This is a genomic window from Bacillus sp. FSL R10-2780 (genome assembly GCF_038006125.1).
Taxonomy (GTDB): domain Bacteria; phylum Bacillota; class Bacilli; order Bacillales; family Bacillaceae_G; genus Bacillus_A; species Bacillus_A cereus_U.
Genome location: NZ_JBBOUQ010000001.1, coordinates 1,306,853 through 1,329,380 on the forward strand (window position 1 = coordinate 1,306,853; position 22,528 = coordinate 1,329,380).

Sequence of the window (22,528 nt, forward strand, 5' to 3'; positions counted from 1 at the left end):
TTATGCTTGTGCTGAAGTAAATAATGACTCCATTTTTATTTTACTCTTTTCTCGAATTTCAGCGTCTGCATGTCGCATAACATATTTATGCGCTACAGCGATTGCTAAAACATCATCTAATAAGCCAATCCCGATAATAGCAGCTATATCTGGAATGAAATCGATTGTTAATACGTAGTAGGATAAAGCGGCTAATATAATGAGTTTCGCTTTAGTAGGTAACTCTTTCTTTTTCATTGTGTAGAATAAAATAATACTTTCATATACGCTGGATTTTCCGAGGTTTACTGAGCTTTTTTTGAATTTTTTCCAAAGTGTCTGTTTCTCCATATAAACACTCCTTTTACAAAAACATAGATTTTTTAAAAGGATGGACAAAGAAGCGAAAGAATAATCAATTTTATTATTTTTTCTTATTGTATATTTCCATAAGAAATAGGAAAGTACCTGTTCGAAAAAATAAAATGTGTACTTTATAATTACTGTATAAAATAATAAAAGGCCTATCTTTCCTATATCGGAAAGATAGGCTTTTCAATTCATAGATTCTGCAATTTGAATCAAATCCTGAGCATTGTATTTTCTTTTTATATGTAGTTTGTTACCAATGGCGATTTTATATTGAAAACCGTCTTTCTGAAATATAAGCTCATATGCCAAATCAAAATGAGGGTTATATAGTGCTTTCATATTATTTTTAAAATTATAGAACTTTGTTCCCTTGTGTACATATTGGTCTAATTTATTGTGAACGGGTGAAACAGTGATTTTAAAAATCCCATTAATATCATCATTATAGTAACGAAGTTCCAAGTTATTGTTATAGATGTAACCGTGAAATTGCTGAATTTCGAATGGGAATTTTGTTGGAGTAAGTATATGTTGTTTAAGTTTCATTTCATACTCTTTTACAATAGTAGCTTCTTTCATAAACGGATTAGTTCCATCATAAATTTGATTAATGTGAGATATTTTATTGTTTTTTGTTACTATTTCTAAAATGAAACCGATAGTACTTACATCATCAGTGTCTTTGAAATAAGAAATAAGAATTGTAGTGTCCTCTTTTGGAGATGGTACTACTTTAATTTCATGAATAGGTTTATCTTTTGGGAAAATAGGTAGTTTAATCCCTGCTGTTACATATGACTGCATTAATTTTTTATCATTTTTAAGTAAAGCGTGTTTGAATTTACTTATTATATCGGTTTGAGATTTCGCCATAATAATTGAGGTAGATTGAAAATATAGTAAGAAAAATATGCAAAAAATCTTTATTAATTTAGTGGTCAATTTTATCACCCTATAACTATATTTCCGTAACATTGAAATATATATGTATAGGAGAATGTATATAATTTAAAAGATGTTTTAGGAGGGGAAAAGATGAGTTTATTATTTGATGTAATAGCAGATATAATTTTATTTTATCCTCGAAATGATATGAAATTAAAACATCATATTGCGAAGTTAAGTGAGTTTGAGTGGTTTCGAAGGTTACACGAAGATACGAAGTATACAAGTTTAATTTGGAGTAATAGAAAAATTAAGAAGTACATTTTGTCTTCCGAAAATATGGAAGGATTATTAAAATCTGAAAGAAAACAAACCGAATTCGTCCAACTTGTATATAGTGAATATAAAAAGAGAAGGTAAGAATTTTTTTATTTTTCATATTTGGCGAAACAAATGGTACAATGAAAGCTAATGTGAAAAATAAGGAAAAGAAGTGGTCAATATGAAAAATTTTTTAGAATTAGGAATTAGTGAAACTTTTAATCATACATTACGTGAAAATGGAATCACAGAAGCAACACCAATTCAAGAGAAAGCAATTCCTGTTATTATGTCAGGAAAAGATATTATTGGACAGGCGAAAACAGGAACGGGTAAAACGTTAGCGTTCGTTTTACCTATTTTAGAAAAAATCAATCCAGAGTCTAGTGATGTTCAGGCTTTAATTGTTGCGCCAACAAGGGAACTTGCACTACAAATTACAGCTGAAATTAAAAAGATGCTTGTTCATAGAGAAGATATTAATGTGCTTGCGATTTATGGCGGGCAAGATGTTGCACAGCAATTGAGAAAACTAAAAGGTAATACACATATTGTTGTAGCAACACCAGGGCGTTTACTTGATCATATACGACGTGAAACAATTGATTTAAGTAATCTTTCTATGCTTGTACTAGATGAAGCGGATCAAATGCTTTATTTCGGTTTCTTATATGATATTGAAGATATTTTAGATGAGACACCTGACAGTAAACAAACGATGTTATTCTCAGCAACGATGCCAAAAGATATTAAAAAATTGGCGAAGCGTTATATGGAAGAGCCGCAAATGATTCAAGTACAAAGTGAAGAAGTAACGGTAGATACAATTGAGCAGCGTGTCATTGAGACGACAGATCGTGCAAAGCCAGATGCACTTCGTTTTGTTATGGATCGTGATCAGCCATTTTTAGCAGTTATTTTCTGTCGTACAAAGGTTAGAGCAAGTAAGCTTTATGATGATTTAAAGGGATTTGGTTATAATTGTGCTGAACTTCATGGTGATATACCTCAGGCGAAACGTGAAAGAGTCATGAAGAGTTTCCGCGAAGCTAAAATTCAGTACTTAATTGCGACTGATGTAGCAGCTCGTGGACTGGATGTAGATGGTGTCACTCACGTATTTAACTATGATATTCCTGAAGATGTAGAAAGCTATATTCACCGTATTGGCCGAACAGGACGTGCAGGTGGATCAGGTCTTGCAATTACGTTCGTTGCAGCGAAAGATGAAAGATATTTAGAAGAAATTGAAAAAACGCTTGGTGCACCACTGCAAAGAGAAATAATTGAACAACCGAAGATAAAAAATGTAGATGAAAATGGAAAACCGGTACAAAAGCCGGCTCCAAAGAAATCAGGTCAATATCGTCAAAGAGATAGCCGTGAAGGTTCAAGAAGTGGTTCAAAAGGTGGACCAAGAAACGATTCAAGAAATAGTTCGAGAAATGATAACAATCGATCATTTAATAAGCCAAGTAATAAGAAAAGTAGTACAAAACAAGGTCAGCAAAGACGTGGCCGTTAAATCTTAAAATAGTAATCGGGATAAAGAGGGTTGTTATTATTTGTCGATAAGTTGATAAATAATAACAATCACCGATAAAATTTCAGATATGATTGTAAATCATTTTATTTATTAGCTAGACAAAAAAGAGTCGCGAAAAATTGCGGTTCTTTTTTGTTCTTTATTTTGAAATTAGTATATACACGATAAGTTCGATTTATGAAGCAATTTAATTTCATTTACCGTAATAAAAGTAATTTTAAACATTTATTAAGAAAATAAAAAATGTTTGCGGAGCTCCTTTATTAATGGGGAGCTTTTCTTTTGTTTAAACTCTCTGGTGTGTTATTGTTGGATTATTCTGAATTTCTGACAGGAGGCCTTTTGATGAAAAATGAAACGTTACACACACAAGAAGATATTTTAAAGATGATGGATTCTTTATTAAGACCCGCAGTACCATTTTGGAATGAATTTTACACGAATAGAGAAAAGGATGTTCCTTTTTTTGCAAATGTTCCAGATGAGAATTTAGTTTCATATATACAAAAAGAATGGATTTCAAAAGGGAAAGTGTTAGAGCTTGGATGTGGTCCAGGAAGAAATGCAATTTATTTAGCGAAACAAGGGTTTGATGTAACAGCCGTAGATTTGTCTATAGAAGGAATTAATTGGGCCAAAGAGAGGGCGTTAGAAAACGGAATAGAAATACAATTTGTTTGTGAATCGATTTTTAATTTGGATTTTCAAGATGAATATGATTTTGTATATGATTCCGGTTGCTTGCATCACATTCCACCACATAGAAGAATGAATTATGTTGATCTAGTTAAAAACTCATTAAAATCGGGTGGTTATTTCGGATTAACATGTTTTGCAGCAGGTGATTTGAATGAGCGAAATGGATTGGAAATAACGGACTGGGATGTGTATAGAGGATGGAGTTTGCAAGGTGGTCTTGCATATTCAGAAGAAAAGTTAAGAGAGATATTTAAAGAATTTGAAGTAATTGAAATTAGAAAAATGAAGCAAATTGAACAACCAAATAATATGTTTGGAGAATCATTTCTTTGGACAGCATTATTTAAGAAGAAATAAAACATAGATAATTGACAAACGCATCGTTTTTATAGACAATACACTTATAGGAATATACGTTCGGTTTTATTGTCCGATGTATGTTTTGCATAAATACATAACAAGGGGATGTTTCTAAATGAGTAACATAAATCAAAAAATCACTACGTTTTTAATGTTTGAGGGAAAAGCTGAAGAAGCGATGAATTTTTACACGTCGCTATTTAATCAATCAGAAATTGTAAACATCTCTCGTTACGATGAAAAGGGACCTGGTAAAGAGGGAACTGTAATACACGCAACATTCACGTTAAATGGCCAAGAATTCATGTGTATCGATAGTTATGTAAAGCATGATTTTACATTCACTCCATCTATGTCTCTTTATGTAACTTGTGAAACGGAAGAGGAAATTGAAACAGTTTTTAATAAACTAGCACAAGATGGAAAAGTTCTTATGCCTTTAGGTTCATATCCGTTTAGTAAAAAGTTTGGCTGGTTAAATGATAAGTATGGCGTATCTTGGCAGTTAACTCTTGCTGGAGATGAATAATTAAAATAATATGGTGACAGTAACGTCATAACAAAAGGGATGATTCAAGACTAATATGTATCATCCCTTTTATTTTTTGTTTTACAAACGTCACTGGTTTTTAAAGAACGTTTCATTATTATAACTAAAGAAGAAAGACCATCGTTATTCAATAAGATTAAAATAGATTTAGCTACCCGTTGTATTTATAACAACTTTAGGTTTTTATATAATATAAAACTGCTAATTTAATTTTTTAGCTTATCTAGTAATGGAATTCATTAACTGGAAGAAGTATTCAGGTTTATAAGTCTTATTTAGGTTATACCATGAATGTAACGTATCTGGTGCAAATACATCAATTTTTTTCAGTACTTCCATTGCAAATTCCAGAGGAGCTACTCCTGATGCAGTAATCAAATTCTCATCACATACTGCAGGTTCCATCTTATAAAGTTGTTCTCCTTTATAATTAGGACAAACCATTTTAATATATTCTAAATCATTGCTTGTATGTTTTCTAGAATCTAGGTATCCAAAGTTCGCTAACCCCTCAGTTGCACCACAAATGGCAGCAACAATAGTGCCGAGTTTTAACGCTTCACCAATTTTTTTTAAGATAGGGTGATGAATGCTTTCTCCCCAAGTAGTCCCTCCAGGTAAAACTAAAAGATCGTTACTCTCAAGAGTACATGTATCAAGAGAAATATCTGGCTTTATGCTCAGTCCTCCCATCGTAGTAATAATTTCATTAGTAGCTCCTACTGTAACTACCTTTAAAGGGGCTAACTCTTTTTTGAAATATCTTCCTGAGTTTAGTTCTGCAATTAAATGTCCATATTCCCAGTCTGACATCGTATTAAATACATAAAGATAAACTTTTTTTGTTTGCATACAATAACACTCCAATCACAATTGAGTTTTTCAAAAAAATATTAATAAGTAAATTTTACAATATTTATCATTTGAATTTAACCTATTTTCTTAAGAAGTCTTTAAAAAGTAATTTGGATACTTTATTTGAAGGTATGGTTTACGAATTAAAAAACCTTCAAAAAATATAATAGTTGAAATTTGTTGGTTTTAGAATGAAGAAATTAGGCTCAATATACCAACTTAATTATTCATAATTGAGTTGTGGTATAATTTACATACAGGGGGAAAGTAGATGACACAACATAAAGAAGAGCAAATGAATGAGGCATTAGCATTATTTTACTTTGCATATAAAACTTTTACAGAAAAACCAGATGAAATAATAAAAGAGTATAGTATACAGCGTGTACATCATAGAATTCTGTTTTTTATCGCTCGTTTTCCAGGGCTTAGTGTAAATGAGCTGCTATCACTTTTAGAAATAAGTAAACAAGCTCTTCATGGACCGTTGCGCCAACTGTTAGATAAAGGACTTATTGAGAGTAATGAAGCTGAACATGATCGTCGTGTGAAACAGCTGTCTTTAACAGAAGAAGGAACAGACTTAGAGAAAAAACTGAGCGATGTTCAAAGAGAACAAATGGGAGCTATTTTCTCACAGTTTGGCGAATCATGTGAAGAAAGTTGGCATCAAGTTATGAATGAAATGGCAAATAGCCGTTCAGGATTTGATGCATGGACGTCTAAGCGTGAAATACCAGTAAAATAAAAGATAGAAATAGTATCTTGATTTGTAGTTTGAAAAATCATAAATTTTTATCTGTATATTTGGCAACTATGGATAAAAAATTCACATTACCAAAAACTTTATATGTGTACGTATTGAAATTTTAAAATTCATATTTCCGAGAGGGGAATTATAATGATAAAACTGGTACTCATTCGTCACGGACAAAGTTTGTGGAATCTTGAAAATCGATTTACAGGATGGACAGATGTAGATTTATCAAAGAATGGATTAAGTGAAGCGAGAGAAGCAGGAACAATATTAAAAAAGAATGGATATACGTTTGATGTTGCGTATACATCAGTATTAAAACGAGCAATTCGGACATTATGGATTGTACTTCATGAAATGGATCTCACTTGGGTCCCAATACATAAATCTTGGAAGCTAAATGAAAGACATTATGGTGCGCTACAAGGATTAAATAAAGATGAAACCGCAAAAAAATATGGAGATGAAAAAGTTCATATTTGGAGAAGAAGTATAGATGTGAGACCGCCTGCACTTACTGAAGATGATCCCCGATATGAAGCGAACGATCCGAGATACAAAACATTAAAAAAAGGCGAATTTCCATTGACTGAATGTTTAGAGGATACGGAGAAAAGAGTAGTTGATTATTGGCATGCAGAAATCGCACCGGCATTAAAGAACGGTGAAAAAGTAATGATATCATCGCACGGTAATACAATTCGCTCGCTAGTGAAATACTTAGAAAATCTCTCAAGTGATGGTGTAGTATCATTAAACATTCCGACTAGCATTCCGCTTGTTTATGAGTTGGATGAAAAACTACGCCCGATTCGTCATTATTACTTAAGTATGGACGGGGAAGTACCTGAAGGGAAAATTCCGAAACATATTTCTTTTTAACATGAAAATTTGAAACGCATGCTTGTCTACATATACAATGTAGATTCATGATAAAAGACGTGGCACTTTCTAATTATATGCGATATAGCTAAATTTAGAAGGTTGTCCACGTCTTTTGTCATAAAGAGAGCTGTTTGCGCATGTAATGATATCGTGAAGAGTTTTTGAATGGAGGGTGATGTGATTGATGATCTCTAACATTCGAATCGGTTTATTTATTCTAGTAATCGCCTTTGTAGTTCTTGTTTTCTTTTATTGGAGAAATGAAGAGTTGTACGAGGAGAAGAAACAACGAATTCGAAAAACTTGGTATGGTTTGTTTATAATATCAGTCACAGTTTATTTCATGATAAAAGGAATAGATTTAACCCTCTGGAAAAATCTTTTAATGTTCACTGCGATGGTAATTTTCGTTGATATTGCATTCATTTTGACACCTAATATTTCAGAAATATGGGGCGCAAAATTCAGCGATATTGGAAAGACGGTCCAATCAATTAAAAGGTCATTAATTGCTTCAAAAGCAAGAGGAGAAATATATACGACAATTATTCAAAATGTGAATCCAGCAGCCTTTGGGACAATGGAATGGCATACGGAAGAGGAATATACAAAAAACTTAAACGCATTTTTAGATTCATATGGGGAAAAGATTGGTGCGAAAATTGTTGTGTTTGAAGCGGTGAAGGAATTAAATACAAACTTTCGTGGTATCCGCTCTCAATTTAGTAGTATTGTTCCATTAGAACACATCGAGCAATTGAATGAACAGAAAGCGGTGCAAGTAGAAAATGTCGGAATTATACCAGCAAAAATAGTTAGTGATGTTTTCATTGTTATTGATGGGAAGAAAAATAACCTTCAAGATCGAGATTTTGAAAATGTATATAATTTAACAATTCATCATAGTTATTTTAGTAAATAAGGACAGAATCTTTTTCTGTCCTTTTCACCTATACATAAAGGGAGAACAAATTCAGACAAGCTTGTATAAAATCGGACAATCATTCCTACACTAGCACGTAGAGGTGATTGTAGTGATAAAAGATTATGACAATGATTTTTTTAAAGAAGATAATGAAGATACAACAGATTTTTCTTTAATAAAAGGAGATACTTTGCAGCAAGTAGAAGAGTTAGAAGAAGAATTAAAAAGAAAATGATACGTGTACACTCTGTTTGCATTTGCTATATAATATAAATAAAAGGTTGTATCTTTTTGAAAAGGGGGAGAAGAGATGGCTGAAATAAATGTACAAAATTCTTCGTTTTTTAAAGAAAAAAAAGAAGAAGTAAATACAGATTTCTCTCTTGTGAAGGGTGCATTAACGGAAAATATAAATCGTTTAGAAAAGCTTATGAATAGTAATAGTTCGAAATATATACAGGTAAAAAAAATAAAAGAAAATGCATAGAGCATTTTCTTTTATTTTTTTTCGTTATTTGTGGATTAATAAGTAGTAGAGTATGACAAGCCTTATTAATTAAAATAACAAATTTTTAAAATGTTAAAAGAAAGGTAAAATAATGAATCGTGGTATAATGATAAAGGACTTACATATTATTTCGTCATTTTGAGAGGAGCTTGAAAAATGTATTCTACTTTAGAACAATTAACAAAGCACCCTGTATTTTATCATTTTGCAGAAATTTCAAAGATTCCTAGAGGATCAGGTAATGAAAAAGAAATTAGTGATTACTTAGTGAGTTTCGCAAAGGAACGTAATTTAGAAGTTATTCAAGACGAAGCGTTAAATGTCATTATAAAAAAAGAAGCTACTTCTGGTTATGAGAATGTTCCAGCTATTATCATTCAGGGGCACTCTGATATGGTGTGTGAAAAAAACCAAGCGACAGTTCATGATTTTGAGAAGGATCCAATTGAATTAAGAATTATTGGAGATATGTTATATGCGAACGAAACTACTTTAGGTGCTGATAATGGTATTGCCGTTGCATATGCATTAGCATTATTAGATTCAACAGACATTCCGCATCCAGCTTTAGAAGTTGTTATTACAACTGAAGAAGAAACGACAATGGGCGGTGCATTCGCTGTCGATTCAAATAATTTTGACGGAAAAATATTTATTAATATTGATTCTGAAGAAGATCATAAATTACTAGTGAGTAGCGCAGGTGGTGCGAAAGCAGTTGAAACAATTCCAGTAATTTGGGATGAGGCACCAGTTGATATGGATACATACCGTCTATATGTTGGTGGACTTAAGGGCGGACATTCTGGTATGGAAATTGATAAACAACGTGGGAATGCGAACAAAGTACTAGGACGAGTTTTACGTGATTTATCAATAAATATTCAATTTGATATAAGTGATGCTCACGGCGGATTAAAAACGAATGCAATTCCACGTGAAAGTGTAGCTACAATTTTATTACGTCAAGAAGATGTAGAGCAAGTTGAAGAAAAGTTAAAATCATGGACACGAGTATTACAAGAAGAAATGCGTGCTGTTGATCCGGATGTTCATGTTACACTTACAAAATTAGATGAGAAAGTAGAAAAAGTATTTGCTAAAGAAACACAAAAACAGCTTATTTTTTCATTATTCTTAATTCCGAACGGCATTCAAAGTATGAGCATGGATATTAAAGGTCTAGTAGAAAGCTCAACAAATTTAGGCGTTATTGAAACGTTTCAAGATGAAATTAAATTACGTAACGAAGTGAGAAGTTCTGTAAGTAGTTTAAAACAACATGTTGCAGATGAAATTAAATGTATTGCCGAATTAGTTGGTGCAACATTTGAAATAGAGTCAGAGTATCCAGAATGGCCATACAATCCGAATTCACAGATTCGTAATTTGTTTGAAAAAGTGCATCAAGAAAAATACAATAAAGATGTTGAAATCTTTGCTGTACATGCAGGAATTGAGTGCAGTGTATTTGTTCAAAAAATGCCTGAATTAGATGCAATTTCATTTGGGCCAGATATATTCAACGTCCACACTCCAGATGAGCATATTAGTATTTCTTCTGTTGTGAACAACTGGGGATTCTTCGTTGACGTAATGCAGGGAACGAAAGAATTAGCTAAGTAATAACGATAAAATGAAAAGTAGCCTATAAAAATTTATAGGCTACTTTTTTGTATTGGAATTTATTAGAAGTTATTTTCCGCTAGTATGTAATATTAAGCTTGAACAATTAATAAGGATGAATTGTTGATGTTTTTTAGTACTTATGAAGGGGTGGAGAAATGAAGGGAAGAAAGCAATTTATTGTTTGTATGCTGTTATTGTTCTTCACATTTAGTTTTATTGGAGTTCACAAAATAATAGCAGAAGAAGTTGAATTTTCAGGAACAACTGCTCCATTGAATGTAAATGTTAGAGAAGAAAAAAGTTTGAATGCAAATATTGTAGATGTGATTCCCGGAAATACAAAAGCATCCTTTAAAGGATGGGAGTATGGTGAAGCGGTTAAAGATTACTGGACAGGAAATTTAGATAATCGTTGGTTTTATTATTTTAAAGATGGGAAAAAAGTATATGGAACGTCAGCTTATATTAATGGGAATCCTCCAAATATATCAACAGATCGTAAATTATCTGTTCCTAACATATTACAAGAAAGATCAAATTGGTGTTGGGCGGGCACTTCGGTTTCAGTTTTAAATTATTTTGGGAAAACTCCTTCACAAGATCAGTATGTTAGGTATGTCAAAGGTGGATCATATAATAATCCTGCAACTTCACGTGAAATACAATATGGATTATCGGGATATGGTGTTAGCTCAGCTATAAGTTCTGGAGCAAAATCGTATGATTGGTTCAAAAATCAAATTAATAGTAATCAACCGATGATTGCACTCATTATGTGGCAAAATGGAGCTAACATCGGACACTTTCTAGTACTTGATGGATTCTATAAAGGTACAAATGGAACAGACTATATAACATACATGGACCCTTGGTATGGTGATCATTATAATCATAATTTCAGTACGTTCTATAACAATAATAATTTTTGGTGGAATGAAACGGTTTATAATATCCATGCGAACTAATAATATTAAAAGTGTGGGGGTTCATTAATGGGAAAACTACTTAAGCTTGTGATACCATGCATTTGTTTAATGACTGTTATTATTTTCGCTAGTAAAATTAGTTATGCATCAAAAAATAAAAGTGAACCAGTACAATCAATCGCATTAAAAGATTATCAATATAGTAAGAGTAGTTCTTCTGAAAATGTAAGTTTTGAAAAAATAACAACCTCTCCATTTTCGTTACCAATCTATGAAACGATTCCAGCACAGCAAATTTTAAATAGCTCTGAATTTAAGCATATACTATTACCAACAAATGAAAAGTTGTGGTTTATTATGAAGGGTGAGCAACCAGAAGGACTAATTGTTGCGAATGATACTGAACCGATTCGAATGGGCGGAGAAAATAGAAGTAATACAGAAAATGAAAGAGAGAATCGTAACTGCTTTTGAATAGTTAATTATAAACTGAATAAATATATACGTATGTAATATAAAATTTCATGTACTGTATTAATTTTAGAAATAAATACATTCATAAAAAATACAGTAGAAGAAGCAGAAAAGATAACAAGTGAAAAAAGCGTGGGATGTTATAGGAATAAATGGTGATTATAGTAGCGATTTCGTATACTCTTCACGTTAGGATTAATGGCAGTATTAGGGTACCTCATCTATACTGTTATAAACCTAATAGTGCATATAAAAAGGTTAGAGAAGCTAATTCTCTAACCTTTTATATGAATTCCAGAATTTTTTTAAAAGGTTCGATTTAAATCGTGCTTCATATGTAATGATTTAATTAAAAAAGCTTGACCTTAACACTATGTAAAGGTTTACAGTAAGGCAGAAAAGGAGGTTAAGAAATGCAAAAAATAACGAAATTGTGTATGAGTGCTGTACTAACCACATCTATTATTAGTGGTTATGCTCAAGTTAAGGGAATTGAGAAAGTTCAGGCGAAGGAAATTGAAAAAACGCAGAGAGAAGATATGAAGAAAGTAGAGGTGCAAAAAAAAGTAGGAAAGTATACAATGCCAGATGAAAAAAGCAAACATGAAGGAACATGGCTACAATGGCCTCATGAATTTACATACGGGCCAAAATATCAGCAAGAAGTAGAACCGATTTGGATTCAAATGACAGAATCTTTAAGCAAAGGCGAAAAAGTTCATATTGTTGCATATGATCAAGAAGAGAAAGAAAGAATTATTGAAGTTTTAACGGATCAAGGAGTGAATATGGAGAAAATTGATTTCTTTATCGCACCTACTGACGATGTATGGGCTAGAGATACTGGTCCAATTTTTGTTTACGATAATGACAAAAATCTAAAGATATTAGATCCAGGATTTAACGGATGGGGAAAGAAAACGCCATATAAGAAAGATGCTCGTCTTCGTGAGAATCTTAGCAAACAGTTAGGCATTGAAAGAATTAATTGGAATAAATTTGTTCTTGAAGGCGGCGCATTTGAATTAGATGGTAATGGAACTGCTTTATTAACTAGAAGTGCTGTGACGAATAAAAATAGGAACGCTAAATTGTCAGAAAAGGATATTGAAAAATATATTAGTGAACTTGGGGTAACAAATTTTATTTGGTTAGATGGAGCACCTAACTTAGATATTACTGATTTTCATATTGATGGATTCGCCAAATTCCACGATAAATCTACTATTATAACGTTAAAAGAAAAAGATTTAGCTGAATGGGGAGCGTCTGACAAAGATATTAACAAGTTGCTGCAGGCAAAAGATGCTACAGGTAATAAGTACAAGTATGTATATCTACCGCTAAGCAAGAATAATGTTACATTAAAAAATGGGAAGCAGCTTGATTATAAAGGTTCCTATATTAATTATTATATAGCGAATCAAGTTATCTTAGTTCCTAACTATAATGATCCTAATGATAAAATAGCAAATGAGATGATTCAAAAACTTTATCCTGATCGTAAAGTGGTGGGGATTGATGTAAGAGAGCTTTATAAAAATGGTGGTATGATTCATTGTATTACTCAACAACAACCAATTAATTTAAAATAATATATTTATAGTTCTTTGGGAAGTTGTCTATTTCTTATGAGAACCTGTTTATCCATAGGATAGGTAAAGATGCCATGGCATTTTTACCTATTTTATTGTATTTTTTATGAGTTAATTATTACTTTCCTATAAACTGAAGAAACCCACCCTTTTTGAAAAAAAGCTTAATCAAAATGGATGGATTTTCTAAATTAAAAGCTATACTTGCTGTTGCGGAAAAATGGAGAATATGAAAAAAGTATAGGCATATTAAAGAAATGTTTAAGTAATTTTAATAGGATGGAATTTCCTAGAAATAAAGAAATTAAATTAAGAATTATTTATACTTTAACAAAATGTTTACATCTTACATATGAACATATAGAAGCAATAAAGTACAGTGATATAGGTATCAAATTAGCCATTAATATAAATAGTTTATACTTATTAGGGGAACTAAATTTCGAAAAAGGTTCAAATTTATTAGAACTTCAGCAATCTAGTGAAGATGGTTTTAATTATATTAATAAGGCTTTATTTATTATTGTTTTAATGTTCTTATTGCAGTATTACGCAGTTTAAGTTGTGTAATTTATTGCGTTATGCTTTTTTTAGTATAAAAGAAAGGCTTGAAGATAATGATTCGTCGTTTGAAAAAATTTAAAAATGTAGCTGTCGTATTAAGCTTCTAAGTGAATTGCAAAAATCTACCATACTTAGAAGCGAGGAATATAGTTATGAAGCATCCATTATATAATCATTGGTCTGAAACGAAGTATTTAAAAGACATAGTAACAAATCCACTTATTGAAGTAGGAGAGTACTCCTATTATTCAGGTTATTATGGTCATCAAAATTTTGAAGATGGCTGTGTAAGATATTTGTGGGGCGATGCTAAGTCTCGAGTACTTTTCAATCCAACTGAACAGATGGGTTGGCAACTTGATAAACTCATTATTGGAAATTATGTTTGTATTGCAAGTGGAGTTGTCATTTTAATGGGTGGGAATCATAATCATCACCCTGAATGGATTACAGTTTATCCATTCGTTGAGCAAATAGAGCAATCATATGAACCGAAGGGTGATACAGTCATTAAAAGCGATGCCTGGATTGGTATGAATGCTATTATAATGCCTGGCGTTACTATTGGTGAAGGTGCAATTATTGCAGCTGGATCTGTCGTATGTAAAGATGTTCCGCCGTATACAATAGTAGGTGGTAATCCTGCTAAAGAAATAAAGAAACGGTTCACTAATATAGAAATTAATATGCTAATGGAAATGCGTTGGTTTGATTGGGATAGAGAATTGATTAAGAAGGCAATTCCTCTTTTATCTAGTCCAGCCATTGAACCATTATTTGCTTTTTATAAAAATGAAGTGAAAAATAAATAAATCAGCTAGAAAAACTACATTCAATATAGGATGTAGTTTTTTTATTACAAAAAACTGTTACCAGTGTGTTTCGATATTTAATCGGGGCACACTGGTTTTATTTTTTTGTAAATGTGGAACAAATGTATTACTTAGATTGTCTATTAAGTGTAATCCTAAAAAATATGAAAGTACGGATCATTTTGAAAAATACAAGGGTATTAAAAATAGGGATGTGTGTGGGAGTACGAAGTGTCAGTGCGCCTAAAAGGGTATGATGAGATTGTCTATATGAAAGCGATCCTAATGTCTTATATGTATATAGAATTTGATAACACTGTCTATTTTTTGGGGAATTATGTTAGAATAACGTTTTTTTGAGTACAAAGATATTGGAGGTAACAGAAGTGAAAGGTATGTTTTGCAAGAGATTTATTGCAATAGTAACAGTGCTTACACTATTTTGTAGCATTGTTGTTACATCTGGAAGAGCATTAGCGGAAACAGTCCCAGTTTTAGACGTACAAGCAGGATCAGCAATTTTAGTAGAAGCGAATTCCGGAAAAATTTTATATCAGAAAAATGCAGATGAATTATTAGCAATTGCTAGTATGACAAAAATGATGAGTGAATACTTAGTCCATGAAGCGGTGGATAAAGGAAAACTTAAATGGGATCAAAAAGTTAAAGTTTCTGAATATGCATATAAGATTTCGCAAGATCGCTCATTATCAAACGTTCCATTAGAAAATGGTGGTTCTTATACGGTCAAAGAGTTATATGAGGCAATGGCAATTTACTCTGCAAACGGTGCAACAATTGCTTTAGTTGAAGAGATTGCTGGAAAAGAAGTCAATTTCGTAAAAATGATGAACGATAAGTCAAAAGAGTTTGGAATGAAAAATTATAAATTTGTAAACTCTACAGGTTTAACAAACCAAGATTTAAAAGGACATCACCCAGAAGGGACAACTCCAGACGAGAAAAATAAAATGTCTGCAAGAGATTGTGCGATTTTAGCACAACGTCTTATTCAAGATTTTCCGAAAATATTAGATACAGCAAAAATCCCCAAAAAAACATTCCAAAAGGGTGGCAAGTATCCGATTGATATGACGAACTTTAACTGGATGTTAAAAGGCTTAATTAAGCAATACGAAGGTGTTGATGGCTTGAAAACAGGAACTACTCCAGAAGCCGGAGATTGTTTCACTGGTACAGTAGAAAGAAATGGTATGCGTCTAATCTCTGTAGTGATAAAAGCAAACTCTCATACAGCACGTTTTGATGAAACAAAGAAATTATATGATTATGCATTTGCGAATTTTGAAGTGAAGAAGGTCTATGGAAAAGATTCAGTAGTTAAAGGGCATGAAACAGTACGAGTAGCAAATGCAAAGGACAAAGATGTGGTTGTTCAAACGAAGCAAGCTGTTTCACTTCCAATGCCAAAGGGCAACAAAGACGTTTATAAAAAAGAATTTAAAGTATCGAATAAAGAACAAGAAGCACCTATTAAAAAAGGCGTAACAATTAGCCAAATGATTATATCACCTAAAGATAGTACAGATCCTGGGTTTTTATCAGGTAAATCATTACAAGTAGACCTTGTAACAAAATCTGAAGTAGAACAAGCTAATTGGTTTACACGTTTAATGCGCGAAATAGGATCTTTCTTTAGAGGTATGTGGAATAGTGCGGTTGATATAGTAAAAGGCTAACTTTATAGGATAAAACTAAATATTAGCCTGAAACAAAAGGTTTCAAAGTATTATAGATTCTTATGTGGATGGCTTGAATTTAAAGATTGCATTAATTCTCAAATTTGATTCTTCGGAACTTTTGGTATTGCTATCAAGCTAAGATAAATTTGTATCCATATAATCAAAAAACGCTATTCTTTTTGTAGAAATATACAGAAAGGATGGCGTTTATTATGAATCTTTCGATTCAAAGGGTTCTGGTGCAAGGTTAGTTTAATAAAGTTACATGATGAAAAAACATTCATTATTCCATCAAGTGACAATAAAAATCAATACCTGGTACTTATTTCTGTTATTAAATTTTATAAAAATTTAATAAAATCTTTTCTTTCTATTAAATATTTTGTTTTAAATTAATTATATAAAGAAATGGAGGCCAGAAAACGAATTTTTTAAAGAAATTTAAGTATCTTTTTATAGCGTTTATCCCTATGTATATAGTTATTCTTTAATTTCAATCGAATAAAAAAGTAAGGTATTTGAGAAAAAAGTACGGTTTTAATGGGATGTACCATATGGAGGGAGAGGGAACCCCCAAATAATTTTACTTAAAAATCGGTAATTAATGAAACCAAGAATAATCAAATGATACACGACTACGAGTTAATATCCCCAAAAGATAGGATTACTAGAGACAATCTTTGATACTGACAAGTGAGGTGACGTCGATGAGAGGGCCATTAATAAAAATCGGAGTATTTATTTTGGTTTTAACAGTAGGGCTATATATTGCAAAATCCGCATATGATCATCATACTAACCGAGCTAAAGTAAGAGACACGATTCAACAAATATCAATAGAGCATGGTATACCGCCATGGATTCCTTTATCTATTGCATTCCATGAAAGTAAGTTTGATCGAAACGCAGTTGGAGATCAGGGCACATCATTTGGACTGTTTCAGCTTCATCGAGGTGGGCTAGCATCTAAAGATTTAACGAACGAAGATTTGAAAAATGCAGAAACCAATACTCGAATAGCAATATCTAATATGATAAATGCATATAACCGTGGTTTACAACAAAATTTAAAAGGGCCAGAGCTATTAAAACATGTTGCAAATACCTCAGGGTGGCCTGGCAATAAGGGTGTTCAGTGGACAGATAAACAGACAGACTATAACAAGGGTTTAGAAAATAGTTTTAAAATGTTTTCTAAACGACAATACGATTTTATAGAATGAGATTTCTTTTTTCTTTCTATTATTATATAACTTATGCCTAAATATGAAAGTTCCCTAAAACAGATACATAGATTGACTTTGTACTGCTTATATTAGGAATTTAAAGAAACAATATGTACAATTCTCCCACTACACTAGTATAGTGGCCTTTATTAACAGCAAAATCTACAATTTACAAGGAGAACATTTTATGAGTAAGAGAATAAAAGAATTAGATTCCATACGAGGGTTAGCGGCACTTACAGTGGTATTTGGACATTTTTGTTTAATGCTACCATCGTTGCCTAATTCTATTAAATTTTCCCCGCTTAGGTTTTTATGGGCGGGTGGAGAAGCTGTAATCGTTTTTTATGTACTAAGTGGTTTTGTGTTATCTATGGCACTTTATCATTCAAAAACAAATTATTGGGGATATTTAATTAAGCGATTTGTACGAATCTATATCCCTTATTATTTTTGGATAATCATTACCTTTGCTTTATTTATTTTGTTTTCGCCGTATGAAGTGGCAGGACTACGGGATTGGTTCTATGATAGATGGCAAGGGTCGATAACAACATTAGATATTATAAACCACTTTGTGCTTCTTAATAACTTTTTTACGGAAAATTATAATCCAGTTATCTGGTCATTGGCCCAAGAAATGCGTATATCTATTGTGTTTCCTTTGTTATTCCTTCTTTTTTATAAACTGAGTTGGAAGAAAACGATACTATTTGCTTTGAGCCTTTCTTTAATTAGTGTCTTCCTTAATATGTTGCATATTGGGAAAGCTGAGGGATTTTATAATGGTTATGCCGATACACTGCATTTCACATCGATGTTTATGGTTGGAATGTTACTTTTTAAGCATCAGGAAAAGCTTATCTACTTATATAGGAATATGAAAAAAATTAATAAAGGATTTCTTATTGCATTAGGGATTATGCTATATTTATATTCCATTTTAATTTATGGTTTGTCCCGTAATGATACTACTTTCTTATTAAAAGATTGGGGTGTCGTAATCGGTGTTAGTATATTTATTATAATGGCCATGAGTAACCTAAAAGTAAAAGCATTTTTAAATAAGAGTGTATTTGTATACTTAGGAGAAATTTCATACAGTATCTATTTGTGTCATTTTCCAATCATGATGGTACTATTTAAACTTTTATATACAAAGATACCTATCTTCTTCCTTCTTACTTTATGTATGACAATGACAATACTTTTTTCGATAGTTTCGTACCATTTAATTGAAAAGAAATGTATCAATTGGGCAAAACAAAGAACAACAAAATTCCCCAAAAAAGCGTAATACATGAAGGAATCTTATTTCTTTAGTAAATATACGAATATTACCGGTTCCTAAGTATATTAGGAATCGGTCAATTTTGGATTCTAAATATAAACATACTAAAATTGAACAAATTTTTAATTTTATACTTAACTCCCAAAATCCTCTTACTAAAGAGAATCTTCGTAACGTTTTATCCAAACATAGCCGAAAGTACAATTAATAAAACGCTAGTTTCCTTGTAGCCGCTTGGTCATATAAAGTTAGTTTCAAGAGGAAGAAATGCTCAATGGATACAGGTTTAATTCTGTATTAATAATTATTAGGGGTAACAACACATCGCTATCTATATCTAGAATGTTATATAAAACTATTGAATATTTTATTCGTAAAAACAGAGGTGTAAAATGAACTTTATTTCCGAACTACTTGTTACCGTTGTAATTCCTACAATACAACTCACATTCTTGTTACTACTCATTTTTGTTTTTAGCTACTTTGTAGTATACAAAAAGGTATGTAAAGGAGGAAAAAAATTTACGGTACAACAAATTATATTATTTATATTAATAATAGGATATTATTCCCTTGCATTATCAGCTACTTCATTTGGTCGTCCAGATGATATAACCTTTGCAAGAACAATTGACTTTGATGTACTTAGTGTTTATAAAAAAGCATGGAATACCTTTTCATTTTCTTCCTTTTTCCATATCATTGTGAATATAGGTATGCTTTTTCCGTTAGGAATTTTATTACCTTTATTTAGTAATGTTTTTCAAAAAACAAAATGGATGTTAATCAGTTCAATTATAGCAAGTTTATTGATAGAAATCCTTGAATTTACAATGCAACGTGGAAGTATGGAACTAGCCGATTTACTTCATAATACTTTAGGAATGATGCTAGGATATTCTATGTTAAATATAGTTCTTATATTGTTGAAGAAAAAAGAAACAGATACACAAATGATCAAATATTTATTCCTTCCGATTACAGTAAGTTTCGTTGCACTTGGAATAATGATTTCGTATCAAATGAAGGAATTTGGGAATATGCCTTTAGATCCCATTACAAAAACAGACATGACTGATGTCACTATAAAAACATCAATAGAGTTAAAAGACGAAGGTAATAAAATGCCTGTTTACAAAGAGGAAATTACAAAAATGCCTAATGACAATGAGCCAGTTACAAAAAAATCACATATTCGAGATGTCGAAATTCTGTCTCCCAAAGAAGTATTTCAAAAACTAAAACAAGGAGACTTTGATCCTATAATATCGTTCAAAGCAGGTGATACATTAGTCATTACAGATTATAATATAGGTTACTACGCTGATACAAAAGGCTTTTCTCAACCTATATATGTTTTTCAAGTACGCTTAAATGATAATGGAAAAGATAGTTGGTCTCAACCTATTTCTGCGAGAAGATAACGTAGATTTTCATGTTTTTGTTCATGTGAAATAGTTTAATCGAGTTGTCTTGCTCATTTGAAAAATCTCCTATGGAATTTAATTGAAATTGAAAAACATTTAAGAAGAACAATTACGCTGTGGGCTATTGTATAGTGTAGATATGAATAACAAAAAAGGGGGACTATATATGTGGAAGCGATTTGTAGCGATTGGTGATAGTTTTACAGAGGGGATAGGGGATGAAGTTGAGGGAATAGCATTAAAAAGCTGGGTAGATCATTTTGTTCAACTGTGTGTAAATGATTTAAAATATGCTAATTTTGCAAAACGTGGGTTAGTAACTAAAGAAATTCGCTCACAGCAATTGGAACAGGCATTAACTTTTAATCCAGATTTGGTTAGTCTAATTGCAGGTGCAAACGATGTTTTAAAAGGACGTTGGAATCATCAAGCATATAAGAACGATATGGAATTTATGATAGATACATTAAGTAAAGCAGGTACTGATATTATTATAGCAAACCTTCCAGATTTTACTGTTAGGCTTCCATTTCCTTCTGAAAAAAAACAAGTATTAAAAGAACAATTATTAGAGGCAAATGAAGTTATACTTTCACTGAGTAGAGAGTATAAGCTTCATCATGTTGACTTTTGGAATCATCATTTAGTTAATGACAATACGCTTTGGTCTACAGATTTAATTCATCCAAACTCAAAAGGATATGTAAAAGTTGCTGAATTGATTTTTAGTAGTTTGCCTGTACAGAAGTCAGAATAATAGTTCACGATTTAACAAATATGATATAATTTGTATTAAGAGATGTTTTTTTAAGGAATTCCATCAAGTTCTATATTGGTATCTTTTAGACAAGAAATCGAAAAAACCCTCAAGTATATAATTCATGCTTGAGGTTTTTTATAATAAACAAGAAAAGACACCCTAGGGTGCCTTCCTCTGACTTGAACCATCTTAATTTTAATAATATTGGGCTCCCATCCAATATTATTTTATCACGTTAAGTAATATTGTTCATTGAGAAATATGATTCAAATCTATATTTTGTTGTAATCCAAAGTAGACTTCTGAATCTTAAGCATCATTGCTACGTCTTTACCAATTTATCCGGATTGAGAGCTGTCGGTTTTATATGTCATAACATGATTTTTTGATTTCAGTAAACTCTTGTATTCCCACCTTTTTTGGGTAGTTGTCTAGAATCTATATTATAAAATTGATCACATTAATTAAGGATTGTAAAAAAAAGAGGTCATCCAACCTATGCCTAAATTGCGGTTAATACCTTCTGATTTGAAACATATTTCTAGAAGAGAACATGAAATCCCTCAAGGTGTAAAAATGATTAAGGCGCCAAATATTTGGGAGCACGGGAGTGAAGTTAGAGCAAATTTGAACTTTGTACAAAGGTGGGAAAGAAGAATCTCACTAATTGATGTTAAAAGAGAAGATCTAAATGGCATATAAAAATGAGCCATAACCTAGATTTATCATCCATAAAATGTCCCGTTTAACTGTTTGTCCAAATAGTTAGTTAAGAATTAAGGTTCTGGTGCAAAGATAAAATAATAGAGAATATAGCGCATATATTTCGAGCGGAATTGTATTTTATGCTGTTAGCCCAAACACTTGAATAGGTTTTGCTTTTCCATACTGATCACGTCCTTTTTTAGAGTACTAGTATCAGTATGTCCAAGTTTCAGAGATTAGTTACAAATGAATAGCATAGTTAAAACATTCTAGTACAAAAAAGATTGAGGAATATTGGATATAAAATATGATAAATACGAGTTATTAGAAATATTCGAGGATGAACCAGAAGATTATTATATTCCAGGTGCGGGTGCGTATAGATATAGCAAAATCGATAAACTTGGATTTGAATTGGTAATGATTATGTTCTATTATGATGCAACTGTTGAATTAAAAATGCTTTATGAAGACAAACGTATCATTGAAACCAAGATGGAGTCGGTGAAACAAATTTATACGCGTAATGACTCGCTATACATTCAAGGGGCAGAAGCAAAGCAAAGAAAAGAATCGAAGTGAAATTCAAGCCACATTTTACAGTTGAAATAGAAGAATTCTAAAAGCTGAAATATAAGAAAACGATTAAATGATGATACCAAGATTAAACTTGATAAGTGGATAGAGAGACAAGAGGTAGTGAATTTATTATAAATTTACTACCTCTTGTAACATCATATATTTTCACCGTATCTTGATATAATTACATGAGAA

General features: G+C 31.7%; 21 protein-coding genes and 3 pseudogenes. 21 read left to right on the top strand and 3 right to left on the bottom strand.

Annotated features, from left to right (window positions below; translation table 11 throughout):
* Both NSQ47_RS06835 and NSQ47_RS06840 read right to left on the bottom strand, forming a co-directional pair.
* The gene (locus tag NSQ47_RS06835) at nucleotides 1-330 is read right to left on the bottom strand and encodes a YkvA family protein (RefSeq protein WP_002109937.1); all 330 of its coding nucleotides are present in this window, start codon (nucleotides 328-330) and stop codon (nucleotides 1-3) included.
* A 204-nt stretch (nucleotides 331-534) separates the two neighbouring features.
* Complete coding sequence (locus NSQ47_RS06840; RefSeq protein ID WP_341036444.1) at nucleotides 535-1,293, bottom strand: hypothetical protein; 759 nt, start codon at nucleotides 1,291-1,293, stop codon at nucleotides 535-537.
* Nucleotides 1,294-1,386: 93 nt separating this feature from the next.
* On the opposite strand from NSQ47_RS06840, the gene NSQ47_RS06845 reads away from it, so the two are divergent.
* The 4 genes from NSQ47_RS06845 (at nucleotide 1,387) to NSQ47_RS06860 (ending at nucleotide 4,691) form a co-directional block, all read left to right on the top strand.
* Complete coding sequence (locus NSQ47_RS06845; protein ID WP_341036446.1) at nucleotides 1,387-1,656, top strand: hypothetical protein; 270 nt, start codon at nucleotides 1,387-1,389, stop codon at nucleotides 1,654-1,656.
* A 73-nt stretch (nucleotides 1,657-1,729) separates the two neighbouring features.
* Nucleotides 1,730-3,082 (top strand): DEAD/DEAH box helicase, encoded by a 1,353-nt coding sequence (locus tag NSQ47_RS06850; RefSeq protein WP_341036447.1) that lies wholly within the window; start codon nucleotides 1,730-1,732, stop codon nucleotides 3,080-3,082.
* Nucleotides 3,083-3,448: 366 nt separating this feature from the next.
* Nucleotides 3,449-4,159 (top strand): class I SAM-dependent methyltransferase, encoded by a 711-nt coding sequence (locus NSQ47_RS06855; RefSeq protein ID WP_341036449.1) that lies wholly within the window; start codon nucleotides 3,449-3,451, stop codon nucleotides 4,157-4,159.
* A 118-nt stretch (nucleotides 4,160-4,277) separates the two neighbouring features.
* A complete protein-coding gene (locus NSQ47_RS06860; RefSeq protein ID WP_341036451.1) occupies nucleotides 4,278-4,691 on the top strand; it encodes a VOC family protein in 414 nt (137 codons plus the stop codon).
* Nucleotides 4,692-4,931: 240 nt separating this feature from the next.
* Here the strand turns inward: NSQ47_RS06860 and NSQ47_RS06865 are convergent, their stop codons facing one another.
* Nucleotides 4,932-5,564: a type 1 glutamine amidotransferase family protein gene (locus tag NSQ47_RS06865; protein ID WP_341036453.1), complete on the bottom strand. Its 633-nt coding sequence runs from the start codon at nucleotides 5,562-5,564 to the stop codon at nucleotides 4,932-4,934.
* 274 nt (nucleotides 5,565-5,838) lie between these two features.
* Here NSQ47_RS06865 and NSQ47_RS06870 point away from each other — a divergent pair, with 274 nt between their 5' ends.
* From NSQ47_RS06870 to NSQ47_RS06950, 17 genes and pseudogenes are all read left to right on the top strand, one after another.
* Entirely contained in the window at nucleotides 5,839-6,315 is a 477-nt protein-coding gene (locus NSQ47_RS06870; RefSeq protein ID WP_070170152.1) for a MarR family winged helix-turn-helix transcriptional regulator, read from the top strand.
* 153 nt (nucleotides 6,316-6,468) lie between these two features.
* The gene (gene gpmA, locus NSQ47_RS06875; protein ID WP_078174381.1) at nucleotides 6,469-7,206 is read left to right on the top strand and encodes a 2,3-diphosphoglycerate-dependent phosphoglycerate mutase; all 738 of its coding nucleotides are present in this window, start codon (nucleotides 6,469-6,471) and stop codon (nucleotides 7,204-7,206) included.
* A gap of 187 nt (nucleotides 7,207-7,393) precedes the next feature.
* A complete protein-coding gene (locus tag NSQ47_RS06880; protein ID WP_341038214.1) occupies nucleotides 7,394-8,131 on the top strand; it encodes a type II toxin-antitoxin system SpoIISA family toxin in 738 nt (245 codons plus the stop codon).
* 112 nt (nucleotides 8,132-8,243) lie between these two features.
* Nucleotides 8,244-8,369, top strand: coding sequence for a hypothetical protein (locus NSQ47_RS06885; protein WP_000588712.1), 126 nt, complete (start codon nucleotides 8,244-8,246; stop codon nucleotides 8,367-8,369).
* Between the two features lie 75 nt (nucleotides 8,370-8,444).
* Nucleotides 8,445-8,621 carry a stage II sporulation protein SB gene (gene spoIISB, locus NSQ47_RS06890; protein WP_002200471.1) on the top strand — a complete coding sequence of 59 codons (177 nt, stop codon included), beginning with the start codon at nucleotides 8,445-8,447 and terminating at the stop codon, nucleotides 8,619-8,621.
* A 177-nt stretch (nucleotides 8,622-8,798) separates the two neighbouring features.
* The gene (gene pepD, locus NSQ47_RS06895; RefSeq protein ID WP_341036456.1) at nucleotides 8,799-10,268 is read left to right on the top strand and encodes a beta-Ala-His dipeptidase; all 1,470 of its coding nucleotides are present in this window, start codon (nucleotides 8,799-8,801) and stop codon (nucleotides 10,266-10,268) included.
* A 158-nt stretch (nucleotides 10,269-10,426) separates the two neighbouring features.
* Nucleotides 10,427-11,236, top strand: coding sequence for a papain-like cysteine protease family protein (locus tag NSQ47_RS06900; protein ID WP_341036457.1), 810 nt, complete (start codon nucleotides 10,427-10,429; stop codon nucleotides 11,234-11,236).
* A gap of 27 nt (nucleotides 11,237-11,263) precedes the next feature.
* A pseudogene (locus NSQ47_RS06905) lies at nucleotides 11,264-11,632 on the top strand (hypothetical protein); the annotation flags it as partial.
* Nucleotides 11,633-12,084: 452 nt separating this feature from the next.
* Nucleotides 12,085-13,266, top strand: coding sequence for an agmatine deiminase family protein (locus NSQ47_RS06910; RefSeq protein WP_002200467.1), 1,182 nt, complete (start codon nucleotides 12,085-12,087; stop codon nucleotides 13,264-13,266).
* A gap of 216 nt (nucleotides 13,267-13,482) precedes the next feature.
* Nucleotides 13,483-13,827 (top strand): annotated as a pseudogene (locus NSQ47_RS06915) (XRE family transcriptional regulator); the annotation flags it as partial.
* A gap of 155 nt (nucleotides 13,828-13,982) precedes the next feature.
* Nucleotides 13,983-14,642, top strand: coding sequence for a CatB-related O-acetyltransferase (locus NSQ47_RS06920; protein ID WP_070170158.1), 660 nt, complete (start codon nucleotides 13,983-13,985; stop codon nucleotides 14,640-14,642).
* A 386-nt stretch (nucleotides 14,643-15,028) separates the two neighbouring features.
* Nucleotides 15,029-16,342: a D-alanyl-D-alanine carboxypeptidase family protein gene (locus tag NSQ47_RS06925; RefSeq protein ID WP_286675239.1), complete on the top strand. Its 1,314-nt coding sequence runs from the start codon at nucleotides 15,029-15,031 to the stop codon at nucleotides 16,340-16,342.
* 710 nt (nucleotides 16,343-17,052) lie between these two features.
* Complete coding sequence (locus NSQ47_RS06930) at nucleotides 17,053-17,568, top strand: transglycosylase SLT domain-containing protein (protein WP_341036460.1); 516 nt, start codon at nucleotides 17,053-17,055, stop codon at nucleotides 17,566-17,568.
* A 190-nt stretch (nucleotides 17,569-17,758) separates the two neighbouring features.
* Nucleotides 17,759-18,868, top strand: a complete 1,110-nt coding sequence (locus tag NSQ47_RS06935) for an acyltransferase family protein (protein WP_341036461.1) — start codon at nucleotides 17,759-17,761, stop codon at nucleotides 18,866-18,868.
* Between the two features lie 386 nt (nucleotides 18,869-19,254).
* Complete coding sequence (locus NSQ47_RS06940; RefSeq protein ID WP_341036462.1) at nucleotides 19,255-20,286, top strand: VanZ family protein; 1,032 nt, start codon at nucleotides 19,255-19,257, stop codon at nucleotides 20,284-20,286.
* Between the two features lie 142 nt (nucleotides 20,287-20,428).
* Entirely contained in the window at nucleotides 20,429-21,046 is a 618-nt protein-coding gene (locus NSQ47_RS06945; protein WP_340823872.1) for an SGNH/GDSL hydrolase family protein, read from the top strand.
* A 1,002-nt stretch (nucleotides 21,047-22,048) separates the two neighbouring features.
* A pseudogene (locus NSQ47_RS06950) lies at nucleotides 22,049-22,377 on the top strand (hypothetical protein).
* Nucleotides 22,378-22,528: the final 151 nt, after the last annotated feature.